This is a genomic window from Pseudomonas taiwanensis DSM 21245, assembly GCF_000425785.1.
Lineage (GTDB): Bacteria > Pseudomonadota > Gammaproteobacteria > Pseudomonadales > Pseudomonadaceae > Aquipseudomonas > Aquipseudomonas taiwanensis.
This window is the reverse complement of the sequence record NZ_KE384450.1, coordinates 477,977-501,347: the sequence shown is the minus strand read 5'-3', so window position 1 is coordinate 501,347 and position 23,371 is coordinate 477,977. Positions and strand designations below refer to the sequence as shown.

21 protein-coding genes are annotated in these 23,371 nt (G+C 64.7%); 15 read left to right on the top strand and 6 right to left on the bottom strand.

Annotation, left to right across the window (positions count from 1 at the left end; genetic code table 11):
- Positions 1–52 precede the first annotated feature (52 nt).
- From H620_RS0121190 to H620_RS0121135, 12 genes are all read left to right on the top strand, one after another.
- Complete coding sequence (locus H620_RS0121190) at positions 53–658, top strand: LPS-assembly lipoprotein LptE (RefSeq protein ID WP_023378551.1); 606 nt, start codon at positions 53–55, stop codon at positions 656–658.
- 39 nt (positions 659–697) lie between these two features.
- Positions 698–1,735 carry a DNA polymerase III subunit delta gene (gene holA, locus H620_RS0121185; RefSeq protein ID WP_027907991.1) on the top strand — a complete coding sequence of 346 codons (1,038 nt, stop codon included), beginning with the start codon at positions 698–700 and terminating at the stop codon, positions 1,733–1,735.
- 163 nt (positions 1,736–1,898) lie between these two features.
- Entirely contained in the window at positions 1,899–2,063 is a 165-nt protein-coding gene (gene arfA / locus H620_RS0121180; RefSeq protein WP_023378548.1) for an alternative ribosome rescue factor ArfA, read from the top strand.
- Between the two features lie 60 nt (positions 2,064–2,123).
- Complete coding sequence (locus H620_RS0121175; protein ID WP_027907990.1) at positions 2,124–3,440, top strand: lytic murein transglycosylase; 1,317 nt, start codon at positions 2,124–2,126, stop codon at positions 3,438–3,440.
- A 185-nt stretch (positions 3,441–3,625) separates the two neighbouring features.
- Positions 3,626–4,504 (top strand): 50S ribosomal protein L11 methyltransferase, encoded by an 879-nt coding sequence (gene prmA / locus H620_RS0121170; RefSeq protein WP_023378546.1) that lies wholly within the window; start codon positions 3,626–3,628, stop codon positions 4,502–4,504.
- Between the two features lie 42 nt (positions 4,505–4,546).
- On the top strand, positions 4,547–5,887 hold the full coding sequence (locus H620_RS0121165) for a DUF3426 domain-containing protein (RefSeq protein ID WP_027907989.1): 1,341 nt from the start codon (positions 4,547–4,549) through the stop codon (positions 5,885–5,887).
- 176 nt (positions 5,888–6,063) lie between these two features.
- Positions 6,064–7,077: a tRNA dihydrouridine synthase DusB gene (gene dusB / locus H620_RS0121160; protein ID WP_027907988.1), complete on the top strand. Its 1,014-nt coding sequence runs from the start codon at positions 6,064–6,066 to the stop codon at positions 7,075–7,077.
- A complete protein-coding gene (gene fis / locus H620_RS0121155) occupies positions 7,074–7,394 on the top strand; it encodes a DNA-binding transcriptional regulator Fis (protein WP_011535876.1) in 321 nt (106 codons plus the stop codon). Before dusB ends, fis begins: the two co-directional genes overlap by 4 nt.
- An 81-nt stretch (positions 7,395–7,475) precedes the next feature.
- Positions 7,476–9,083 carry a bifunctional phosphoribosylaminoimidazolecarboxamide formyltransferase/IMP cyclohydrolase gene (purH, locus tag H620_RS0121150; RefSeq protein ID WP_023378543.1) on the top strand — a complete coding sequence of 536 codons (1,608 nt, stop codon included), beginning with the start codon at positions 7,476–7,478 and terminating at the stop codon, positions 9,081–9,083.
- A 182-nt stretch (positions 9,084–9,265) separates the two neighbouring features.
- Positions 9,266–10,561, top strand: a complete 1,296-nt coding sequence (purD, locus tag H620_RS0121145; protein WP_027907987.1) for a phosphoribosylamine--glycine ligase — start codon at positions 9,266–9,268, stop codon at positions 10,559–10,561.
- 135 nt (positions 10,562–10,696) lie between these two features.
- A complete protein-coding gene (locus H620_RS0121140) occupies positions 10,697–13,468 on the top strand; it encodes a hybrid sensor histidine kinase/response regulator (protein ID WP_027907986.1) in 2,772 nt (923 codons plus the stop codon).
- Positions 13,469–13,547: 79 nt separating this feature from the next.
- Positions 13,548–14,144, top strand: a complete 597-nt coding sequence (locus H620_RS0121135) for a MarC family protein (RefSeq protein WP_023378540.1) — start codon at positions 13,548–13,550, stop codon at positions 14,142–14,144.
- On the opposite strand, the gene H620_RS0121130 is transcribed toward H620_RS0121135, so the two are convergent.
- The 6 genes from H620_RS0121130 to cobG all read right to left on the bottom strand — a co-directional run bounded on the left by H620_RS0121130 (position 14,141) and on the right by cobG (position 20,043).
- Positions 14,141–14,797, bottom strand: coding sequence for a hypothetical protein (locus H620_RS0121130; RefSeq protein WP_023378539.1), 657 nt, complete (start codon positions 14,795–14,797; stop codon positions 14,141–14,143). The genes H620_RS0121135 and H620_RS0121130 overlap by 4 nt on opposite strands.
- Positions 14,798–14,867: 70 nt before the next feature.
- The gene (locus tag H620_RS0121125) at positions 14,868–15,551 is read right to left on the bottom strand and encodes a hypothetical protein (protein WP_023378538.1); all 684 of its coding nucleotides are present in this window, start codon (positions 15,549–15,551) and stop codon (positions 14,868–14,870) included.
- A gap of 116 nt (positions 15,552–15,667) precedes the next feature.
- Positions 15,668–17,374, bottom strand: a complete 1,707-nt coding sequence (gene cobJ, locus H620_RS0121120; protein ID WP_027907985.1) for a precorrin-3B C(17)-methyltransferase — start codon at positions 17,372–17,374, stop codon at positions 15,668–15,670.
- The gene (locus H620_RS0121115; protein ID WP_023378536.1) at positions 17,362–18,093 is read right to left on the bottom strand and encodes a precorrin-2 C(20)-methyltransferase; all 732 of its coding nucleotides are present in this window, start codon (positions 18,091–18,093) and stop codon (positions 17,362–17,364) included. Before H620_RS0121115 ends, cobJ begins: the two co-directional genes overlap by 13 nt.
- On the bottom strand, positions 18,093–18,719 hold the full coding sequence (locus H620_RS0121110; protein WP_023378535.1) for a precorrin-8X methylmutase: 627 nt from the start codon (positions 18,717–18,719) through the stop codon (positions 18,093–18,095). The genes H620_RS0121115 and H620_RS0121110 overlap by 1 nt, the downstream gene beginning before the upstream one ends.
- Positions 18,712–20,043 (bottom strand): precorrin-3B synthase, encoded by a 1,332-nt coding sequence (gene cobG / locus H620_RS0121105; protein WP_027907984.1) that lies wholly within the window; start codon positions 20,041–20,043, stop codon positions 18,712–18,714. The genes H620_RS0121110 and cobG overlap by 8 nt, the downstream gene beginning before the upstream one ends.
- Positions 20,044–20,173: 130 nt before the next feature.
- Between cobG and H620_RS0121100 the strand changes: the two genes are divergently transcribed.
- From H620_RS0121100 to H620_RS26065, 3 genes are read left to right on the top strand one after another with little or no spacing between them, the layout of a single operon-like run.
- Positions 20,174–21,385, top strand: coding sequence for a bifunctional cobalt-precorrin-7 (C(5))-methyltransferase/cobalt-precorrin-6B (C(15))-methyltransferase (locus H620_RS0121100; RefSeq protein ID WP_027907983.1), 1,212 nt, complete (start codon positions 20,174–20,176; stop codon positions 21,383–21,385).
- Positions 21,378–22,472, top strand: coding sequence for a cobalt-precorrin-5B (C(1))-methyltransferase (locus H620_RS0121095; RefSeq protein WP_023378532.1), 1,095 nt, complete (start codon positions 21,378–21,380; stop codon positions 22,470–22,472). Before H620_RS0121100 ends, H620_RS0121095 begins: the two co-directional genes overlap by 8 nt.
- Positions 22,469–23,263, top strand: a complete 795-nt coding sequence (locus H620_RS26065) for a cobalt-precorrin-6A reductase (RefSeq protein WP_081669743.1) — start codon at positions 22,469–22,471, stop codon at positions 23,261–23,263. The genes H620_RS0121095 and H620_RS26065 overlap by 4 nt, the downstream gene beginning before the upstream one ends.
- The last annotated feature ends 108 nt before the right edge of the window (positions 23,264–23,371 follow it).

Sequence of the window (23,371 nt, the reverse complement as noted above, 5' to 3'; positions counted from 1 at the left end):
CCGCCCGCAGCCTATGCGGGCGGGCGGAATCGGCTCACAAGGGAGCAACAACATGATCAAACGCAATCTGCTGGTAATAGGCCTGGCCGTCGTGCTCAGCGCCTGTGGTTTCCAGCTGCGCGGCACCGGTACCACCGAGCTGAGCGTCAAAGAGATGGACGTCAGCGCGCGCAACGCCTACGGCGAGACCGTGACCCAGCTGCGCGAAGTGCTGCAGCGCAGTGGCGTCAACGTTCACGCAGGCGCACCCTACCGCTTGGTGCTGACCAACGAGAAAGAAAGCCAGCGCGCCGCGACCTACAGCGGTGGCAACCGCTCGGCCGAATACGAGCTGACCACCGAGCTGGACTACAGCATCCTGGGCCTGAACAACCTCGAACTGCTCAGCGACAAGCTGGAAGTCCGCAAGATCTACATCCACGACGGTTCCAACATCACAGGTTCCGACCAGGAAGCCGAACAGGCCCGCACCGAGATGCGTCGCGACCTGGTGCAAGCCATGGTCGTGCGCCTGCAGATGCTGACGCCGACGCAGCTTGACCAGTTGCAGCAGGAAGCCGACGAACGCGCCAAGGCAGAAGCCGCCGCACTGGAGGCCGCTCGCCGCCAGCAGGCCGAGACGCCACAGCAATCGCCGCTGGAAGTTCCGGGCAACTAAGCCCGTGCGGGGCGCCCCAGGGTGCCCCGCCTGTTTCCCATGAAGCTCTCCCCCGCCCAACTCAACAAGCACCTGCAAGGTGCCCTGGCGCCGGTCTACGTGGTCAGCGGTGACGATCCGCTGCTGTGCCAGGAGGCCGCCGATGCCATCCGTACCGCAGCCCGTCAGCAAGGCTTCGACGAACGCCAGGTGTTCAGTGCCGACGCCAACTTCGACTGGGGCACCCTGCTCCAGGCGGGCGCCAGCCTCTCCCTGTTCGCCCAGCGCCGCCTGCTGGAGTTGCGCCTGCCCTCGGGCAAGCCCGGCGACAAGGGCGCCAGCGCGCTGATGGAGTACTGCGCCAAACCTGCCGAGGACACCCTGCTGCTGATCAGCCTGCCCAAGCTGGACGGTAGCGCGCAGAAGACCAAATGGGGCAAGGCGCTGATCGAAGGGCCCCACTGCCAGTTCATCCAGATCTGGCCGGTGGATACTCAGCAACTGCCACAGTGGATCAATCAGCGCCTGTCCCAGGCTGGCCTGTCGGCGCAGCGCGATGCCGTCGACCTGATCGCCGCACGGGTCGAGGGCAACCTGCTGGCCGCCGCCCAGGAAATCGAAAAGCTCAAACTGCTCGCCGAAGGCAACCAGATCACCGTCGAAACCGTGCAGGCGGCAGTTGCCGACAGCGCCCGCTTCGACGTATTCGGGTTGGTCGATGCCATTCTCAATGGCGAGGCAGCCCACGCCCTGCGCATGCTCGAAGGCCTGCGTGGCGAAGGTGTCGAGCCACCCGTGATCCTCTGGGCGCTGGCCCGCGAGTTGCGGTTGCTGGCGGGCCTGGCGCAGCAGTTCAGCCAAGGCGTGCCGCTGGACAAGGCCTTCAGCCAGGCGCGACCGCCCGTGTGGGACAAACGCCGCCCCTTGGTCAGCAAGGCCCTGCAGCGTCTCTCCGCGCAGCGTTGGGCGCAATTGCTGCAGGACGCCCAGCGTATCGATGCGCAGATCAAGGGCCAGGCCGAGGGCTCGCCATGGACGGGGCTTGCCAGGCTATCGCTGTTGATGGCCGGACAGCGTCTGGTCCTGCCCCCCGAATGAGCCTCTTGGCCGACACGCAGCTCCTGCACACCCGCCAGGTACCAGAGTGCCGTGACGACGAACCACGGCGATAGGCCGCCGGACCATAAACACAATCAATTGGCCTCACCCTGCCCACAGGCCTACAGTGCGCCCCGACACCCACCCCAACGGGAATTGCACCATGAGCAAAAAGCCGAAAAAGCACGGGCCCAACAAGGCCAAGTCCATCGTCGCCCAGCCCCTGTTCCGATGCCGACAAGAACGACCGAACAAGGGCAAAGGCAGCTACCGCCGCGAAGCCTTCCAATCGAGAGATTGGGAGGCTTCGTACTTTTTGGCAGCATGAAAGCATCGCGAGCGCAGGCATGGTATGGTCGGCACCTGACCTGCAATTCTGGATCTGTGCATGCTTCTCAGTCTTCGCCCTCGCTGGAAAACCCGCCAACTGATCGTGGCATCCAGCCTCATCCTGCTCGTCGCCTGCGCGGAGAAACCCACCGCCGCCGACGCCCTGCCGCTGGCACCCGCCCAGCCCGCCCCGGTAGTGACGCTGCCTACCGCAACGCCTGACGTCAGCACTGAAATCCAGCCTCTGCAAACCTTCGCCCAGTGGCAGGCCGGTTTCCGCCAGCAAGCCCTGCAAGCCGGTATTGCGGCCAACACCTTCGACCGTGCATTCCTTGGCGTGACGCCAGACATGGACGTGATCAAGGCTGACCGCAGCCAACCTGAATTCACCCGTCCGGTATGGGAGTACCTCGAAGGTGCCCTGTCGCCGCTGCGCGTACGCAACGGCAAGAAGCTGCTGGAGCAGAACGCCGAACTGTTGAGCCGCATCGAGCAACGATATGGTGTCGACCGCCAGGTGCTGGTCTCGGTATGGGGCATGGAGAGCAACTTCGGCCAGTTCCAGGGCAACAAGTCGGTGATCCGCTCGCTGGCTACCCTGGCCTATGAAGGCCGCCGCCCACAGTTCGCCCAGGACCAACTGATCGCTGCCCTGCAAATCCTGCAGAACGGCGACATCCAGCCAGACGCCATGCGCGGCTCCTGGGCCGGTGCCATGGGCCAGACCCAGTTCATCCCGACCACCTACAACACCCATGCAGTGGATTTCGACGGCGATGGCCGCCGGGATATCTGGAACAGCACCCCCGACGCCCTGGCCTCCACCGCTCACTACCTGCAGAGCTCGGGCTGGAAACGCGGCCAACCGTGGGGCTTCGAGGTCCAGCTGCCGGCCGGCTTCGATTACTGGCAAGCTGATGGCGCGCTGCGCAAGCCTGTCTACGAGTGGCTGCAGATGGGCGTGAAACTGCCCGCCGGCACGCAGTTGCCTTCGGGCAGCAACCAGCTGTCTGCCGCACTCCTGCTGCCGGCCGGCGCACGCGGCCCGGCGTTCCTGGTCCTGGACAACTTCCGCGCGATCCTAAAGTACAACAACTCGTCGTCCTATGCCCTGGCCGTGAGCCTGCTGGGGGACCGTTTCAGTGGCTGGGGCTTCATCGCCGGCAGCTGGCCGAAGGAAGACCTGCCGCTGAGCCGGACCGAGCGCGTTGAACTGCAAAACCTGCTCAACGCCAGCGGCCATGAAGCAGGCAATGCCGACGGCATCATTGGCGCGAACACCCGCAAGGCCATTCGTAATGCCCAGCAAGGGCTGGGATGGCCGGCGGATGGGTATCCGACGCACAAGTTGCTCGAGAGCCTGCGTCAGCAGTGATTCTGGAGGAGTGCTTTGCACTCCATCGCCGGCAGGCCGGTTCCTACAGCGCACGTGTGTATCCGTAGGCGTCTGCTTGCCGCCGATTAGCCCGCAAGTCATCCACAAACCCACCGCACTCGCGTAAACTGCCAGCCTTCGCGCAGCCTCGGGCTGCCCCTGTCGATTTACCAAAGGTGCCCGCCATGCCTTGGCTGCAAGTACGCCTGGCCATCAGCCCGGAACAAGCCGAAACCTACGAAGACGCCCTGCTCGAAGTGGGCGCCGTCTCGGTGACGTTCATGGACGCCGAGGATCAACCGATCTTCGAGCCCGACCTCAACACCACCCCACTGTGGTCGCACACCCATCTTCTGGCCCTGTTCGAAGCCGACGCCGAGCCGGAGCATGTGTTCGCCCACCTGCGCCTGCTGACCGGCGATACGTTGCCCGAGCACCACGCCGAAGTGATCGAGGACCAGGACTGGGAGCGTAGCTGGATGGACAACTTCCAGCCGATGCGCTTCGGCCAGCGCCTGTGGATCGTGCCAAGCTGGCACGAGGCGCCCGAGAAAGACGCGGTCAACCTGCTCCTCGACCCCGGCCTGGCATTTGGTACCGGCACCCACCCGACCACCGCCCTGTGCCTGGAATGGCTCGATGGCCAACAGCTCAAAGACACCCAGGTGCTGGATTTCGGCTGTGGCTCGGGCATCCTGGCCATCGCCGCGCTGCTGCTGGGCGCCCGTGAAGCGGTCGGCACCGACATCGACGTACAGGCCCTGGAGGCCTCGCGCGACAACGCCCAGCGCAACGGCATCGCCGATGAGCGCCTGGCCCTGTACCTGCCTGAAGACATGCCGGCCATGCAGGCCGACGTGTTAGTCGCCAACATTCTGGCCGGCCCGCTGGTTTCGCTGGCACCGCAGTTGTCTGGCCTGGTTCGTCCAGGTGGCCTGCTGGCCCTGTCGGGCATTCTCGCCGAGCAAGGCGAAGAAGTGGCCGCTGCCTACGCCGCCGACTTCGAGCTGGACCCGATCGTCGTCCGTGACGGCTGGGTGCGCATCAGTGGTCGCCGCCGATAGGCAGGCCTAGAATAAGTCTCTGCACAGCTCCCGGATTGCCGCATGACCGACAGTTTCGTCACCCAGTGCCCGCATTGCCAAACCAGCTTTCGCGTCACCCATCACCAGTTGAGCGTGGCGCGCGGCGTAGTACGTTGCGGCCACTGCCTGCAGGTGTTCAATGCGGCCAAGCAACTGTTGGAGCAAAACCGTGCTGGCGCCGCTCGCGCGCCCGTACCGCCAGCAGAGCCTGTCGCGGCACCTGCTCTCGCGCCGCTACCGCCGGTCAGCGAGCCTGCTGCCGAGCCGCAAGACTGGGCTGCCACCGCGCAAGCGCTGGACGCACTCGACCTGGACCAGGAACTGGCCCGACTCGAGCGACGTGGCCAACCGGCAGAGCCACACATCCCGAACAGCGACAGGGCACTGCACGCCCGTCGTGACGAGCCCGCCCCGCCCGATCTGGCAGACGAGCCGTTCGGCAACGCCATCGACGAACCACCTGAACCGCTCGAACCCCAAGCTGCGGCCGAGCCTGCCCCCGTCTTGCTGGAGCAGGAGCCACTGGAACGGGAGCCTGAACCCGGCGACCGCACCGAGCCGACCCTGGGCACGACCCTGGACCTGGATTTCGACAACGAACCGCCAGCGCGCTCAAGCACCGAGGTCGAGCCGCAAGAGACCTTCAGCGAGCCGTTCTCGGTAGCCGAGGATGAAGTCCACGTCAAAGGCCTGAGCGCCCGTGACGATGACGACACCGACCTGCACCTGTCGGCCCGTGACGACGAACCGTTCGAGCCGGTGCCGGGCGAGCGCATCGAACCCGACCTGGTCGCCAAGGCCGAGCGCCCGGCGCGCAAGGAACCCCTGGTCGATGTGGTCGACGACCCGCTGCAACTGGACTGGGAGAAACCCCGACCCAACTGGGGCAAACGTCTTTTGTGGGGCCTACTGACGCTAGTGGCCGCAGGCCTGCTGGCCTTCCAGTACATCTGGTACCACTTCGACGAGATGGCCCGCCAGGACCAGTACCGTCCTTGGTTCCAGCAAGTCTGCCCGCTGCTGGGCTGCGAGGTGCCGACCCGCGTCGACATATCCCGCATCAAGAGCAGCAACCTTGTGGTGCGCAGCCACCCCGACTTCAAGGGTGCACTGATCGTCGATGCGATCATCTACAACCGCGCGCCCTTCGCGCAGCCATTCCCGCTGCTGGAGCTGCGCTTTGCCGACCTCAACGGCCAGTTGATCGCCAGCCGTCGCTTCAAGCCCAGCGAGTACCTCTCCGGGGAGCTGGCCGGGCGTGGCGAAATGCCCAGCCAGACCCCGATCCACATCGCCCTGGACATTCTCGACCCGGGCCCCAAGGCCGTGAACTACAGCCTCAGCTTCCGCTCTCCCGAGTGACCGGCGGTGTCGGGCCGGCATCTTGCCGGCGCTGGCCTGCTGTCGCAAACCTTCGGGCATAAGGCCGCAGCTGTTCAGATTTTATCCAAATCCATCTTTATCCGGTCACCGAGAGCGGGTATCATGCCAACCCTTTTTCGGACTCCAATGATTCGGCCCCACAACAGGGAACACCTATGTCGGCGGTACGCATCGGCCCTTATACACTGCGAAACAACCTGATCCTTGCTCCTATGGCCGGGGTTACGGACCAACCTTTCCGCACACTTTGCAAGCGCTTGGGCGCAGGCATGGTGGTATCGGAAATGGTGACCAGCGACATGAGCCTGTGGAACAGCCGCAAGTCCAGCCTGCGCCGCATCCATGAAGGCGATCCCGAGCCTCGCTCGGTCCAGATCGCCGGGGGTGACGCGCAGATGATGGCAGCGGCGGCCCGGGCCAACGTCGAAGCTGGCGCCCAGATCATCGACATCAACATGGGCTGCCCGGCAAAAAAAGTCTGCAACAAAGCCGCAGGCTCTGCTTTATTGAGAGATGAAGCCTTGGTCAGCGAGATCCTCCACGCCGTAGTCGGTGCAGTGGATGTCCCGGTGACGCTGAAAATTCGCACGGGTTGGGACCGGGCGAGCAAGAACGGCCTGAACGTGGCGAAAATCGCCGAGCAGGCCGGCATCCAGGCGCTGGCGGTACATGGCCGCACACGCGCCGACCTGTATACCGGCGAAGCCGAATACGACACCATCGCTGCCATCAAGCAGGCGGTGTCGATCCCGGTTTTCGCCAACGGCGATATCACTTCGCCAGAAAAGGCCCGGGCGGTGTTGGACGCCACCGGCGTCGACGGCCTGTTGATTGGCCGGGCTGCCCAAGGGCGGCCTTGGATCTTTCGCGAGATCGAGCATTACCTGAGGACTGGCCAGCAGTTGCCAGCCCCCACGCTGGACGAAGTGGAACGCATCCTGCTGGAGCACCTGGCCGCGCTGCATGCCTTCTATGGCGATGTAATGGGCGTACGTATCGCCCGCAAGCACGTCGGCTGGTACCTGGCAACAAGACCCGGTGGCAAGGAGTTTCGCTCCCGGTTCAACGCTTTGGAAGACACACAAGCGCAGTGCGCCAACGTTCGCGCCTTTTTCAGCGAGCGTCGACAGAGCCTTGAGACAGAGGACGGACAAGGGGTGGCCGCATGACGATGATGACCGAGACATTAGTGAGTGGAACAACGCCCGTGAGCGACAACGCCAACCTCAAACAGCACCTCAACACGCCGAGCGAAGAGGGCCAGACCCTTCGCGACAGCGTCGAGAAGGCGCTGCACAACTACTTCGCCCACCTGGAAGGCGCTACCGTTACGGACGTGTACAACCTGGTGCTCTCTGAAGTCGAGGCGCCCCTGCTCGAATGCGTGATGAACTACGTCAAGGGCAACCAGACCAAGGCCAGCGAGATGCTCGGACTCAACCGTGGCACCCTGCGCAAGAAGCTCAAGCAGTACGACTTGTTGTAAAGCCAGAATCCCAATCAGAAAAGGCGGCCTCTGCAAAGGGACGCCTTTTTTGCTGACTCCACCGCGTTATTGGAACCCGAAATGACCGACCAGACTACCCGCCTGCCAGTCCGCCGCGCCCTGATCAGCGTCTCCGACAAGACCGGTATCCTCGAATTCGCCCGTGAGCTGCAACAGCTCGGTGTCGAGATCCTGTCCACCGGCGGCACCTACAAGCTGCTCAAGGACAACGGCGTGAACGCGGTGGAAGTGGCCGACTACACCGGCTTCGCCGAAATGATGGATGGCCGGGTCAAGACCCTGCACCCGAAAATCCACGGCGGCATCCTGGGCCGCCGCGGCATCGACGATGCCATCATGAACGAGCACGGCATCAAGCCGATCGACCTGGTCGCCGTCAACCTGTACCCGTTCGAAGCCACCATCGCCAAGCCGGGCTGTGACCTGCCAACCGCCATCGAGAACATCGACATCGGTGGTCCAACCATGGTCCGTTCGGCCGCCAAGAACCACAAGGACGTGGCCATCGTGGTCAACGCCAGCGACTACGCCAGCGTCCTTGAGAACCTCAAGGCCGGTGGCCTGACCTACGCCCAGCGCTTCGACCTGATGCTCAAGGCCTTCGAACACACCGCCGCCTACGACGGCATGATCGCCAACTACATGGGCACCATCGACCAGGCCAAAGAGACCCTGAGCACCGAAGGCCGCAGCGAATTCCCGCGCACCTTCAACAGCCAGTTCGTCAAGGCCCAGGAAATGCGCTACGGCGAGAACCCACACCAGAGCGCGGCGTTCTACGTCGAGGCCAAGAAAGGCGAGGCCAGCGTTTCCACCGCCCTCCAACTGCAGGGTAAGGAGCTGTCGTTCAACAACGTGGCCGACACCGATGCCGCGCTGGAGTGCGTGAAGAGCTTCGTCAAGCCAGCCTGCGTCATCGTCAAGCACGCCAACCCATGCGGCGTGGCCGTCGTCCCTGAAGACGAAGGCGGCATCCGCAAGGCCTATGACCTGGCCTACGCCACCGACACCGAGTCGGCCTTCGGCGGTATCATCGCCTTCAACCGCGAGCTGGACGGCGAAACCGCCAAAGCCATCGTCGACCGTCAGTTCGTCGAAGTGATCATCGCGCCGAAAATTTCCCAGGCCGCCCGTGAAGTGGTTGCCGCCAAGCAGAACGTGCGTCTGCTGGAGTGTGGCGAGTGGCCTGCCGAGCGCGCCGCCGGTTGGGACTTCAAGCGCGTCAACGGTGGCCTGCTGGTGCAGAGCCGCGATATCGGCATGATCACCGCCGATGACCTGAAGATCGTCACCAAGCGCGCCCCGACCGAGCAGGAAATCCATGACCTGGTGTTTGCCTGGAAAGTGGCCAAGTTCGTCAAGTCCAACGCCATCGTCTACGCCAAGCAGCGTCAGACCATCGGTGTCGGTGCTGGCCAGATGAGCCGCGTGAACTCCGCCCGTATCGCCGCCATCAAGGCGGAGCATGCTGGCTTGCAGGTTCAGGGTGCGGTCATGGCATCGGATGCGTTCTTCCCGTTCCGTGATGGCATCGACAATGCGGCTAAAGTGGGTATCAGCGCCGTGATCCAACCCGGTGGCTCGATGCGTGATGCCGAGGTGATTGCTGCTGCTGACGAAGCCGGCATCGCGATGGTCTTCACCGGCATGCGCCACTTCCGCCACTGATTTACGGCAATCGGCCGCACTGAAGCAGGTATCTGCTGCGTTGGGGCCGGTTCCGCTGATGCTCATTGCCAGAAGGCAACTACGCTCATCGGAACCGGCTTCCCCTTGCATCCACCTGCTTTACTGCGACCTCGCAAAGCGAGAGGCAACCACTCTCGTTCGACAGATTTCGAGGTTTTGACATGAAAGTTTTGATCATCGGCAGCGGCGGCCGTGAGCACGCCCTGGCCTGGAAAGTCGCCCAGGACCCACGCGTCGAGAAAGTCTTCGTTGCCCCAGGCAACGCTGGCACCGCCATCGAAGCCAAGTGCGAGAACGTCGCCATCGACGTCTGTGCCCTGGAGCAATTGGCCGATTTCGCCGAGAAGAACGTCGACCTGACCATCGTCGGTCCTGAAGCACCGCTGGTTATCGGTGTGGTCGATCTGTTCCGCAGCCGTGGGCTGGACTGCTTCGGCCCGACCAAGGGCGCGGCCCAGCTCGAAGGCTCCAAGGCCTTCACCAAGGACTTCCTCGCCCGTCACAAGATTCCGACCGCCGACTACCAGAACTTCACCGAGATCGAGCCTGCCCTGGCCTATCTGAAGGAGAAGGGTGCGCCAATCGTGATCAAGGCCGACGGCCTGGCTGCAGGCAAAGGCGTGATCGTCGCCATGACCCTGGAAGAAGCCGAAGCCGCCGTGCGTGACATGCTGGCCGGCAACGCCTTCGGCGACGCGGGTTCGCGCGTGGTGATCGAAGAGTTCCTCGACGGCGAGGAAGCCAGCTTCATCGTCATGGTCGACGGCCAGAACGTCCTGCCAATGGCCACCAGCCAGGACCACAAGCGCGTCGGCGACAAGGACACCGGCCCGAACACTGGCGGCATGGGTGCCTACTCCCCTGCCCCGGTGGTCACTGCCGAGGTGCACCAGCGTGTGATGGAGCAGGTGATCTGGCCGACCGTGCGGGGCATGGCCGAGGAAGGCAACGTCTACACTGGCTTCCTGTACGCAGGCCTGATGATCGACAAAGCGGGCAACCCCAAGGTCATCGAGTTCAACTGCCGCTTCGGCGACCCGGAAACCCAACCGGTCATGCTGCGCCTGGAGTCGAGCCTGGTGCTGCTGGTCGAGGCCGCCTTCGCCAAGGCCCTGGACAAGATCGAGGCCCAGTGGGACCCTCGCCCGAGCCTGGGCGTGGTGCTGGCAGCAGGCGGTTACCCAGGCGACTACGCCAAGGGCGACGTGATCAGCGGCCTGGAAGCAGCGGCCAAGATCGAAGGCAAGGTGTTCCACGCCGGTACTTCGCTCAAGGATGGCCAAGTGGTGACCAACGGTGGCCGCGTGCTCTGCGCCACGGCGATGGGCAGCACGGTTGCCGACGCTCAGCAGCAGGCTTACCGCCTGGCCAAGGAAATCAGCTGGAACGGTAGCTTCTACCGGACCGACATCGGCTACCGGGCCATTGCCCGCGAGCGCGGTGAGCACCAGCAGTAAGCATTACCGAATCGCCGTGGTGCCCTGCGCCCACGGCCTTCGGCTCGTCGACAGGCTCTGGCCAAGGCCTTGCCTTCGACTTGGCGCGCCGCGCATAGTTAATACCCGGCACATCAGCTAAGAAGGGATTTCGTCGTGCGTCGGCTTCGGATTGCCACAGCCCTGATCGTCAGCTTGCTGACCTTGCTCTGCCTGCTTCCGGCTTCGGCCGAACAAGGCGGAGGCTGGTCGGTTCTGCTCGATGAACAGGCCAACCTGCAATTGAGCGATGTGCGCTCCGATCGCTACCGCAGCCAGTTCAGCCCCATCGCCCTCGGCGACCTGGATGCCGCGCCCGCGGAACAGGCCCTGTGGCTGCACTACCGGCTGGAGCCTGGCGACCAGGAACAACTGCTGCGGGTGTTCGCCCCGGACCTCTCACGCCTCGACCTCTACGCCCTCGACGGCGACCAATTGCTCCGTCAGCTGCACCATGGCCCCCAGGCCGGCAACGCCAGCCCGACCCTGCGCGGCAGCGACCATGTATTACCTCTGCCCAACCGCCAGCAGCCGCTGGATATTTACCTGCGCCTGGTCTCCGAGCACCAGCTGCGCCCGGCCATCAGCCTGGAGCCCGCCGCGGTAGCAGCCTCCGACCAGGCTCAGCCCTTGCTGTTCGGCATGCTGTTCGGCGGTTTGGTAATGCTCATCCTGCACAACCTGATCCGCTTCCTCTACACCCGCTCCAGCACCACCCTGGTGCTGGCCCTGTATCACGGCCTGATGCTGCTCAGCGGCCTGATTCTGCTGAACCTCAGCGGCCCATGGTGGCATTTGTGGCATAGCGCGCAGACGCCGGCGGCCTACCTGACCCTGGTCCTGGCAGGGCTGGCCGGGCTGTACTTCACCCAGCATTTCTTTTCCCCCTGCAGCTCGCCACGGCTCAACCGCTTGTTGCAGGGCGAGATACTGGTCACGGCGGTCAGCGGCCTGGTCCTGCTGTTCGTCGATACCCTGCCGCTGAACCTGATGACCTATGCGCTGCTGTCGCTGGGCAGCGTAAGCATGCTGCTGGTGAGCAGCTACCACTGGTACAAGGGTTATGGGCCAGCGCGCCTGTTCAGCCTCGCCATGGTGATCTACAACCTCTGCGGCCTGGTACTGCTTCCGGCACTGCTCGGGCTGACCCGCACCTCGACCCCCTGGCTGCTGTGCATCCTCATGGCCATGACCGTGGCCAGCGGGTTGCTGCTCAACCTGGCCGTCAGCGAACGCCTGCGCCGGATGAGCGAGGAACGCTTCAGCGCCAGCCGCGCGCTGGCTGCCAGCGATGCCGAAATCAATGCCAAGGCCGAGTTCCTGGCCAAGATCAGCCACGAGATCCGCACCCCCATGAACGGCGTGCTGGGCATGACCGAGCTGCTGCTCGGCACGCCGCTGTCGGTCAAGCAGCGCGACTACGTGCAGACCATCCACAGCGCCGGCAACGAACTGCTGACCCTGATCAACGAGATTCTCGACATTTCCAAGCTCGAGTCGCGGCAGATCGAGCTGGACGATGTGCAGTTCGACCTCAATGCCTTGATCGAAGACTGCCTGAACATCTTCAGGGCCAAGGCCGAACAGCAGAACATCGAGCTGATCAGCTTCACCCAGCCGCAGGTGCCACGCGTCATCAGCGGCGACCCGACCCGCCTGCGCCAGGCACTGTCGAGCCTGCTGGAAAACGCCCTGAAGAACACCGACCAGGGCGAGATCCTGCTGGTGGTGGCGCTGGACCAGCGCGGCGAGGTACCACGCTTGCGCATCGCCGTACAGGACAGCGGCGAGCCACTGCCGGCCGCAGAGCGCGAAGCCCTGCTGCAGGCCGAGCTGCACAGTCATCACTTCCTGTCGAGCAACAAGCTGGGCGGCCACCTGGGCCTGGTCATCGCCAAGCAGCTGATCGGCATGATGCAGGGCGAGTTCGGCATCAAGAGCAGCACCAACATGGGTAACACCCTGTGGCTGACCTTGCCGCTGGACCCTTCGCGACTCGAACAACCGCCCACCGACCTCGACGGCCCGCTGCGCGATGCCCGGGTGCTGGTGGTCGACGACAACGACACCTGCCGCAAGGTCCTGGTGCAGCAATGCAGCGCCTGGGGCATGAATGTCAGCGCCGTGCCTTCGGGCAAGGAGGCGCTGGCCCTGCTGCGCACCAAGGCGCACCTGCGCGACTACTTCGACGCTGTGCTGCTGGACCAGAACATGCCTGGCATGACCGGCATGCAGCTGGCCGCCAAGATCAAGGAAGACCCGAGCCTGAACCACGACATCCTGGTGGTGATGCTCACCGGCATCAGCAATGCACCGAGCAAGGTCATTGCCCGCAATGCCGGGGTCAAGCGAATCCTGGCCAAGCCCGTGGCGGGCTACACGCTCAAGACCACCCTGGCCGAGGAACTGGCGCAACGCGGCCGCGAACAGGCCGTGTCCATACCGATGCCCGGCGCGGCGCCAGCACTTGAGCTGCCTCGCGATTTCCGCGTGTTGGTGGCCGAGGACAACAGCATCTCGACCAAGGTGATCCGAGGTATGCTCGGCAAGCTGGACCTGGAGCCAGATACCGCCAGTAACGGCGAAGAAGCCCTGCAAGCCATGAAGGCACAGCGCTACGACCTGGTCTTGATGGACTGCGAGATGCCGGTACTGGACGGGTTCTCCGCGACGCAGCAACTGCGCGCGTGGGAGGCCGCCAACCAACGCCAGCGCACGCCGGTGGTGGCATTGACCGCGCATATTCTGGCCGAGCACAAAGAGCGTGCGCGCCTCGCTGGCATGGACGGGCACATGGCCAAGCCGGTGGAGCTCTCGCAATTGCGCGAGCTGATCCAGTACTGGGCGAACAACCGTGAGGCCCAGGCGGATACTGCGCATACCTCGTGATGTGCAGGGCCTGTCGCGCCTACACGGGCGATGGGGGCGCTGATACACTCCCCACACCCTTCCTGCCATGGACCTTGCCATGCTCCATGAGTTGTTCAGCGTCTACCTGAAGATGCTCGTGCTCTACAGCCCATTCTTCGTGCTGTCGTGCTTTATCGGTCTGACCCGCGGCTATTCCAGCAAGGAACGCAAGCAACTGGCATGGCGCGTGGCCTTCGCCGCGCTGGTCGCCAGCGTGCTGCTGTACCTGTTCGGGCGGGTGATTTTCGGGGTGTTCGGCATCACGGCCGACGCCTTCCGCATCGGCGCCGGCAGTGTGCTGTTCATCTCGGCATTGGGCATGGCCCAGGGCAAGCCGGCGGTGCAGGCCGACAACGTGCAACAAGACGTGACCATCGTGCCACTGACCATCCCCCTGACCGTTGGCCCCGGCACCATCGGTGCCTTGCTGGTGATGGGCGTGGGCCAACCGCATTGGGACGACAAGCTGCTGGCCATCGTCAGCATCGCCCTGGCCAGTTTCACCGTCGGCCTGGTGTTGTACCTCTCCAACAGCATCGAGCGGATTCTGGGTGACCAGGGCTTGCAGATCGTCAGTCGCCTGATGGGGCTGTTCGTCTGCGCCCTTGCGGCACAGATCATCTTTACCGGAATCAAAGGTTATCTGTTGCCCTAGAGCTTCAAGTCCTCGATAAGCTGGCGATCCTTGGACAGCACCCGCGACAAGACCAACTGCTTGTGCTGGTCCCTGAACAAACGCAGGTTGAACCGTATCAATTCGGCACTGTGTGCATGAAGTGCCATTTTCAACTCCCCCTTGGCGAACAAGAGGTTCTTGTAGCTGTCCAGTTCGAGCATCTCCATGTGGAACAGCACCATGTCGTAGACGTCACCCGCTCTGCGCACACAAGGCATCAGCTGAATCTGGGTCTTGTTCTGCTCTCTCATCCGCGTTTCGAAGCGCTTGATCAACGTCGGATCGCGCTGCAATGCCAGGATGGACCGTTCCGCGACAGCCAGGTGCTCCGGCCTACCCACTTGCCCGATTCGCGACAATGCCCGTTCCAGTATCCGCTCTCGGCTTGGGCCTGGGTGTCTTACGATAGGCGCAGGCGTCGCATCCCATCCAAGAAAACACAGTTTGCGCCGGTAGTTGGTAAACCAGTCCAGACACAGCGGTTCCTCCTTCTCCTCCGTCGCCACACGGTGTGCAAAGCGGACCACCAACAGAATGTCCTCTCGCGCCTCACGGCTGACATCGGAAGAAAACGGCATGATGCTGCTTTCGACAACCGTGCCGCATAACGATACAGGGTTCAGGTCAGACATCTTCCAGTACCTCCAGGTCGCATACCGGGCGGGACATCGGAAAGCCAGTCCCGATGTCCCGCCCCGCAAATCAGTCGAGTTTGAGTTCAGCCAGCACTTCACGCGCCTTGGCATCGAGTTTCAGCTCGATCAGTTCGCGGGCATTGTTGTAACGGCGGCGGCTGAAGCTCAGCGAAGCGGCGCAGGCATAGGTCGTGGCGCCACGGTGCTCCCATTTGCCCAGCAGGGTTTCGCCTTTCCTGTCGGGAAGTTCATCGTTCTGCAGGGCGCAGACCAACATGACCACCTCACCACTTTCCGATTGAGCGCACTTGCACAGGCTGATGCTCACCCGGTCGTCTTCACGCGTGCGGGTACCCAGGAGCTTGATGATCTTGCTGTCCTGAAGCGCCTCCATGACGGCGCCACCCAGGTCCTTGAGGCTTTGCCTGATATCGCCGGTCGCCGACCCGTATGCAGACTGAAGCCCCTGGTAGAACAGGTTGCTCATCTCGACGTACGACCCGGACTCCGTAACCTTGTTGACTTCGTACTTGAGTGCCGTCCAACCCGTCGCCCCCATGATCCGCAGGTATTCTTCGAACCAGGCCTCCACCTCCTTGGTGGGGTGATATTTCTTGTTGGCGGCCTGGGTGGCCAGGGCATGGCTGTCGCGACTGGCTTCGCGAACGAGCTCGGTGACGTTGTCGCTGAACACGAACAGGTTTTCGTCGGCGAGCAGTTGAAGTGTCTGTTTCTCGCGGGTGGCGGTCATGTGGCGGATCTCCGTGATAGGGGGGGTGAGCCCTTGCGGCCCACCCACAAACCTACCGATCGCCAGACACCTTGCCCTGCCTGAAATGCTTCCTCGACGGCAGCTGTTCCAACCGCTTACGGTTTGCTGCCGTACCAGCGCGGGGTGTAGGTCCACAGCCCCCCGTCCGCACGCTCGAAGGTGCAGGTGGTGGAGGATCCGATCAATACCATGGTGCGCATGTCGACCATTTCTGGCACCAGTTCGGCCAAAGGTACGACCTTGAGCGTCTGCCCGGGCCTACCAACGTCGCGACCGAGGACTACAGGCGTGTTCCCCTCCCGATGCTGACGCACGATCTCCAGGGCACGCCCCAACTGCCAAGGTCGCGAGCGCGAGATGGGGTTGTAGAACGCCAGGACAAGGTCGGCCTGCGCCGCCAGGTCCAGACGTCGCTCGATGATCGACCAGGGCTTTAGGTTGTCCGACAGTGACATCACGCAGAAGTCGTGCCCCAACGGCGCGCCAGCCTGCGCGGCAGTGGCCAACGAAGCGGACACACCCGGCAGGATCTCCAGGTCCACGCGATGCCAGGCCGGGTCGGTCGATTCGTGCAGGGCTTCCAGTACGGCGGCAGCCATGGCGAATACCCCTGGGTCGCCCGACGACACCACCACCACCGAGCGCCCCTGGGCGGCCAGTTCGAAGGCGTGGCGAGCACGCTGCATCTCTTCGCGGTTGTCGGTGCAATGCAGAATCTGGTCGCCACGGAAGGGGCCGGCCATGCGCACATAGGTCTCGTAGCCAAGCACATCCTGGGCGCGGGCCAGTTCAGCCTTGACCGCGGGAACCATCAATTCGGCGGCGCCAGGCCCCAGTCCTATGACCGCAAGGCGGCCACGGGGGCGGCCGACCCGGGTGACATCCACGGGCGACGGGGCCAACGCGATGACTACACCGCCTTGTTCGATCAGGCGTGCTCCAGGCAAGGCAGCACTCGCCAGGTCCGCCAGGCCGGACACCCTCGGGGCGAAGCGCAGCGCAACGCCGAGCGTCTGCGCGGCCTCATGCAGGGACGGCTCTGCCATGGCCTGCTCGGCCACCAGCAAGCAGGCCAGTGACGGCTCGGCGATGCCCGCGGCACCCAAGGCAGCACGCACCTGCTCGACCAGAGCCGGCCCAACGGACTCGATGGCGACCACTACCGAGCGGGCGTGGATCAGTAATTCATCACGGCTGGCCGGACGCGCCTCGCACCCTACGTGAATGATGCGCTGCGCGGACTCACTGGCCGGCAGCTGAACCTGCGCAAGCCACGGGGCATCGCCTTCGACACGTACCGTCTCGCCGGCCAGCAGGTCCGAAACGAAACGCTTGCCCTGCTCGATGTCCGCCAGCGCATACCCCTCGGGTGGGTTCAACAGGCAGGTGCCGAATCGCAACTCGCCGCTGGTGGTGATCGCCGCAGGCACACCCAGTGCCTCGCCAATCTCGCGGGCCATGACATTGACCCCGGCCAGACCGCCCAGCAGTGGCACCACCGCACTGCCATCCTCGGCGACCGCCAGCACGGGCGGCTCGACGCCTTTCTCCGTGAGCATGCTGGCCAGGCTGCGAATGACGATGCCGGCCGCGCACAGCGCGATGATCGGCGTGTCCTGCTGGTACAAACCACGCAAGGTGTCGCCAAACGACGCATAGCTATGGTCGGTGCCTTCGACCCGCCCGCTCAGGCCATGGATCGCAGCACCTGGGTAAAGCCCCTTGATCCGCTGCGCCGTGGCCAGGCTGCCAGGGCCCAGAACGATGATCGCAGGCGCCTTGTGCATGTTCATCCCTGCCATTTTTCACCCGGCACGATGATCAACGAGAAGTACGGCGACGACTGCGGATCGACCTCATCCAGCGGCACGATCTTCTGATTGGCCATGGTCGCGCGCTCGACATACAGCGCACGACCGTCCAGGCCCAGTTCAGCCAGCACCTCGCGCACCTTGGGGAAGTTGCGGCCAAGCTTCATGATCACCGCTGCGTCGGCGTCGGCCAGGCGGCGCTTGAGCGCTTCGGCCGGCAACACGCCAGACAGCACCGACAGGCTCTGATTGCGGTACACCAGTGGCGCACCCAGCACTGAAGCCCCGCCGAGCATCGAGCACACCCCCGGAATCACTTCGGTGTCGTAGCGGTCGGCCAGTCGGTCGTGCAGATACATGTACGAGCCGTAGAAGAACGGGTCGCCCTCGCAGATCACCGCCACGTCACGGCCGGCATCCAGGTGCTCGGCCACCTGTACGCTGGCTTCGTCGTAGAAATCGCTGATCACCTGCTCGTAGGACAAGGGTGCTGGCAAGGCTTCGGTGGTCACCGGGTACACCAGCGGCAGCAAGGTCTGCTCAGGTTGCAGGTGCGCCTCGATGATGCCGAAGGCATTGCCACGCTTCCCCTTGGCCACGAAGTAGCCAACCACGGGCGACTCGCGCAGCAGGCGCAGCGCCTTGACGGTGATCAGTTCAGGGTCGCCAGGGCCCACGCCCAGGCCCAGCAGACGTCCGCGCGGCGTCATCACTCCACCTCCGTGGCCAGGGCGTTGACCGCGGCGGCGGCCATCGCACTGCCGCCCAGGCGGCCCTGCATGATCACGAACGGCACGCCACGGCTGTCGGCGGCAAGCATCGCCTTGGATTCGGCGGCACCGACGAAGCCGACCGGGAAACCGAGGATCAACGCAGGCTTCGGTGCACCAGCGTCGAGCATCTCCAGCAGATAGAACAAGGCGGTCGGCGCGTTGCCGATCACCACCACGCTGCCCTCAAGGTAAGGCCGCCACAGCTCCAGCGCCACGGCAGAGCGGGTATTACCGGCATCCTTGGCCAGGCCCGGCACGCTTGGGTCGCGCAGGGTGCAGATCACCTGGTTGTTGGCCGGCAGGCGCGCACGGGTGATGCCTTCGGCCACCATGTGCGCGTCACACAGGATCGGCGCACCGTTGGCCAGGGCCTGGCGCCCAGCGCGGCCCGCGCCTTCGGAGAACTGCAGGCCATCGATGGCGTCGACCATGCCACAGGCATGAATCACCCGCACGGCGAGCTTTTCGAGATCTGCGGGAATCCGCTCGAGCCGGGCCTCCTCACGGATGATCCGGAAGGAATTGCGATAGATCTCCTGACCATCGCGGATGTAGTCAATCATCAAGGTGCTCCGTCGGCAGGTCGAGCATGGCGCCTGCTTCGTTCAAGGTGAGGTTGGCGGCGCGCAGGGCACCGAAGCCCGGCAGGCGCGCATCGCGCAGGTAAAGGTCATAACGGCCCGGCGAGCGGGCCAGCAGCGTGGCTGGGGCGACGTGGGCCATGGCGCAGGATCGCGGGCAGCCAGACAAATGCACGCTGCCAGGAGCGCCTGGGCGCAACAGCGAGGCCAGGGCAACGGCATCGGCCTTGGTTTCGGCCTGGGCCTTGGCGCAGCCGCTGGCACCGGTGCAGGCGGTGATTCGGGCCAGGGGAGCCTGGCTGTCGCACAACAGGCCGGTGGCTGCGAGCGCCGCCAGCGCCTGATCGCTGCGGTCGGCAGCGATACTGGTCAGCACCAGGCTTTGCCAAGGGCTCATGCGCAGGCTGCCATCGCCCATTTCGCGGGCAACCTCTGCGGCGCCGCGCAGCATGTGGGGTGTCAGTCGCCCCAGCGGCGGTGCAACGCCCAGGGCAATGCCTTGGGCCTGGGGTAGAACGCCCAACCGGGGACTGGCGCGGCCTGTCCGCCTCCAGCTCAGCACGGCGGCATCGTGGCGGATATCCAGTCCGAGCCCATCGATGAACGCCTGGGGCGTGCAGCTTTTCAGCAATTGACGCATACGCGACTGCTCGGGGCTGGCCAGGTCGAGGAAGCGCTCCAGCACGGCACGCACCAGGGCCAAGCCCTGCGCCACCGGCACGGCGCCCAGCACTTGCCCATCGACCAGGCTGCCCGCCAGGCCAAACGCCAACCAGGTGCGATGCTCCAGGCGCACGGCCGACAGCCACAGGTCGTGTGGATGCTCAAGCATGGCCAGGCCCTCGCCGCCATCGAGCTGCACGGCGAACTTGGCGGAGAGCTGATGCAGGCGCGGGGTGCTTTCCAGCATCTGGAGGATCTCCAGCGCCAAGGGCCGCACATCCAGCAACATTGCCGGGTCATGCCCGGCCAGAGGGCTGAGCATGACGTTGCGCACATCGTCGCCAGCGGCCTCGCGCGGGCCGAGCCCGGCAGCCAGCAGGCTGTCGATCAAGCCGCTCGGATCGCGGCCAATGCCGCGAATCTGCAGGTTGCCCCGGTTGGTCGCCTCGATCACACCACCGGCATAACGCTCGGCTGCCGCCGCAACGGCTTCGGCCTGGTCGGCCAGCAGCAGGCCACCGGGCAACTTGATCCGGCAGATTCCACCGTCAAGCGCACTGACGATGCGCCACAACCCCGGACAAGCCGAGGGACGGGGTGAAACTTCGGGGGCGTTGGGCTGCTTCAATGGGGCGTCCGGCAATCTGCGAAAATGCGCTTGAGTGTAGAAGGCGCGGTATTATGCCTGCTTTGTCCGGCGGCATGAAAAGCCGGTGGTCTTGTGACGTGGTTTGGGGTCGGTGCACAACCCCGAAAATAGTGAAGAGGAACCCATGGCCCCCTGGCTGACAGTAGTAGGTATCGGCGAAGACGGATTCAGCGGTCTGGGCAAGCACGCCCGGCGCGCCCTGCTGAGCGCTTCGCGGATCATCGGCAGCCCGCGCCAGTTGGCCCTGCTGCCACGCTGCGTGCCTGGCGAGCGCCAGCCATGGCCTGCCCCCTTCTCCCTGGCCCCGGTCCTGGCCCTGCGCGGCGAGCCGGTGTGCGTGCTGGCCAGCGGCGACCCCATGTTCTACGGCGTCGGCGCCAGCCTGGCGCGACAGCTCCCCGCCGACGAGATGCAGGTGCTATCGATGCCCTCGTCCTGTGCCCTGGCCGCCGCCCGCCTCGGCTGGCCATTGCAGGAGGTGCAGGTGGTGTCGGTCGTCGGCCGGCCCCTGGCAACGCTGAACGCTCATCTGCACAGCGGTGTGCGCCTGCTGGTCCTGAGCAATGACGGCAGCAGCCCCGGTGCCATCGCTGCTTTGCTGCGCGAGCGGGGTTTCGGCCCCAGCCGCGTGCAAGTCTTCGAGCATCTGGGTGGCGTCGAGGAACGTCGCTTGTCAGCGACGGCCGAAGACTGGCCTGATGCACAGGTTGCCGCACTCAACCTGGTCGCCATCGAGTGCATCGCGACCCCGCATGCGTTGCGCCTGCCTCGGGTCGCCGGGCTGCCCGACGGGGCTTTTCGCCATGACGGCCAACTGACCAAACGCGATGTCCGCGCCATCACCCTGGCCCGCCTGGCACCGCAGCCGGGCGAGCTGCTGTGGGACGTGGGCGCGGGGTGCGGCTCGATTGGCATCGAGTGGATGCGCGCGCATCCTGCCTGTCGGGCACTGGCCATCGAAGCCGACGAAGGGCGGCAAGGCTTCATCGAACATAACCGCGACGCGCTGGGCGTGCCTGGGCTGCAGTTGATCCGTGGCAAGGCACCCGACGCCCTGCAGGCACTGGAGCGCCCCGACGCGATCTTCATCGGCGGCGGCGTCACCCGTGAGGGCGTATTGCCGCTGTGCTGGGAGCGTCTGCGGCCTGGTGGGCGCTTGGTCGCCAACGCCGTGACCCTGCAAAGCGAGTTGGCCCTGGCCCACTTCCGCGAACAGCACGGTGGCGAACTGACGCGTATCCACATCGCCCAGGCGCAACCTCTGGGCCGCTTCGACACCTGGCGCCAAGCCCTGCCAATCACCCTGCTCGACGTGGTGAAGCCTGCCGATGCGTGAAGAAACCCAAGAACAACCAGCCCCCCTGCGCAGCGGCCTGACCACCGGCAGCTGCGCCACGGCCACCAGCCTGGCGGCGGCGCGCCTGTTGCTGACCGGTGAGTGCCATGATGCGGTGAGCATTACCTTGCCCAAGGGCAAAGTGGTGCAGATGCGCCTGGAGTTTTGCCGGCGCAATGACCAAGGCGCTGAAGCCGGTACCCTGAAGGATGCAGGCGACGATCCGGACGTCACCCATGGGGCGTTGCTCTACACCCAGGTGCGTTTACTGGCGGAGCCAGGCATCCGCTTCGTCGCGGGTAAAGGCGTCGGCACGGTCACGCGACCTGGGCTGGTACTGGCGGTAGGCGAACCTGCGATCAACCCGGTGCCGCGGCGCATGATCAGCGAGCACCTGCAACAACTTGCCAGCGACTGTGCCTACGCTGGGGGCTTCGAGGTCACGGTCAACGTGCGCGACGGCGAACAGCTGGCGCTCAAGACCATGAACCCACGGCTGGGCATCCTGGGGGGCTTGTCGATTCTCGGCACCAGCGGCATCGTCCGGCCGTTTTCGTGCTCCGCCTACATCGCCTCGATTCACCAAGGCATCGACGTCGCCCATACCAACGGATACACCCACATCGCCGCCTGCACCGGCAATGCCAGCGAGGACACCATACGCCGCGTCTACGGCCTGCCGGAAATCGCCTTGATCGAGATGGGCGACTTCGTCGGCGCGGTGCTCAAGCACCTGCGCAAAGTGCCGGTAGCCCAAGTGACCTTGTGTGGCGGCTTCGGCAAGATCAGCAAGCTGGCGGCCGGGCACATGGACCTGCACAGCCGCCATTCGAGCATCGACCTGCCGCAACTGGCCGGCTGGGCGGCGGACATCGGTGCCGACCCGGCACTGCAAACCGCCATCGTCGCCGCCAACACCAGCCAGCAGGCGCTGGCCCTGGCCCATGCCCAAGGCATAGCCCTGGGTGATGCAGTGTGTGACCACGCCCTGGCCTTTGCCCGCAGCGTGGTGCCCGCGCAGGTGCGAATGGAAGTGATCGCCATCGACCGGCAAGGCGGCATCGTAGGCCGCGCGGGTACCTTATGAGCGGACGCATCCTGCTGCTCGGTGGCGTCACCGAGGCCCTGGCCATCGCCCGTCGACTGGGCCCCGAGCACGTCTACAGCTTGGCCGGTATAGGCCGTGTGCCCCAGGACCTGACTTGCCAGGTGCGCGTCGGCGGCTTCGGGGGAGCCGAGGGACTGGCGCGCTACCTGCGCGAAGCAGGCATTACCCTGCTGATCGACGCCACCCATCCCTATGCCGCACAGATCAGCCAGAACGCGGCAAGCGCCGCCCGCGCCACCAGCACCCCGTGCTGGGCCCTGCGCCGCCCGGCCTGGCAGCCTCAGCCTGGCGATGACTGGCGCGAGGTGGAAAACTGGGCGGACCTGATCCAGGCTCTCGCCCCTTTCCGCCGCCCGCTGTTCACCTTGGGCCGCGAGCCCTTGCAACATCTGGACGAGATACCGGCTGGCCAGTTCTGGACACTCCGCGCCCTAGAGGCCTGCCCAGGCAATGCGCGCTGCGAGGTGATCGGCGCACGCGGGCCGTTCGACATCGCCGGTGAGCGAGCGTTGTTCGATCGTCGGGACATCGATGTACTGGTCAGCAAGAACAGCGGCAGCGTGGCCACCGAGCCAAAGCTGGAAGTGGCGCGGGAACGGGGGGTGCCGGTACTGGTCCTGAAACGCCCGCCGTTGCCGAAGGCAGAGCGCGAATTCCACTCGGCAAGCACGCTGCTTGAGGCATTGGGCTTGCCAAGCACGGACCGCGCGGCGGATCTGCCGAAGCGCGGCCAGCCGGAAAGCCAGGTGGGCGAAGACTTTCAGCGTTAGCTGTGCGGCGTCGAAGCTGGATTCGGTCAGCGGATCGAAGCGAAGCGTCCAGGGGTACTGCGTCACTTCACCGCACCCCGCCATTTTTACCTATACTCCGCCGTACAA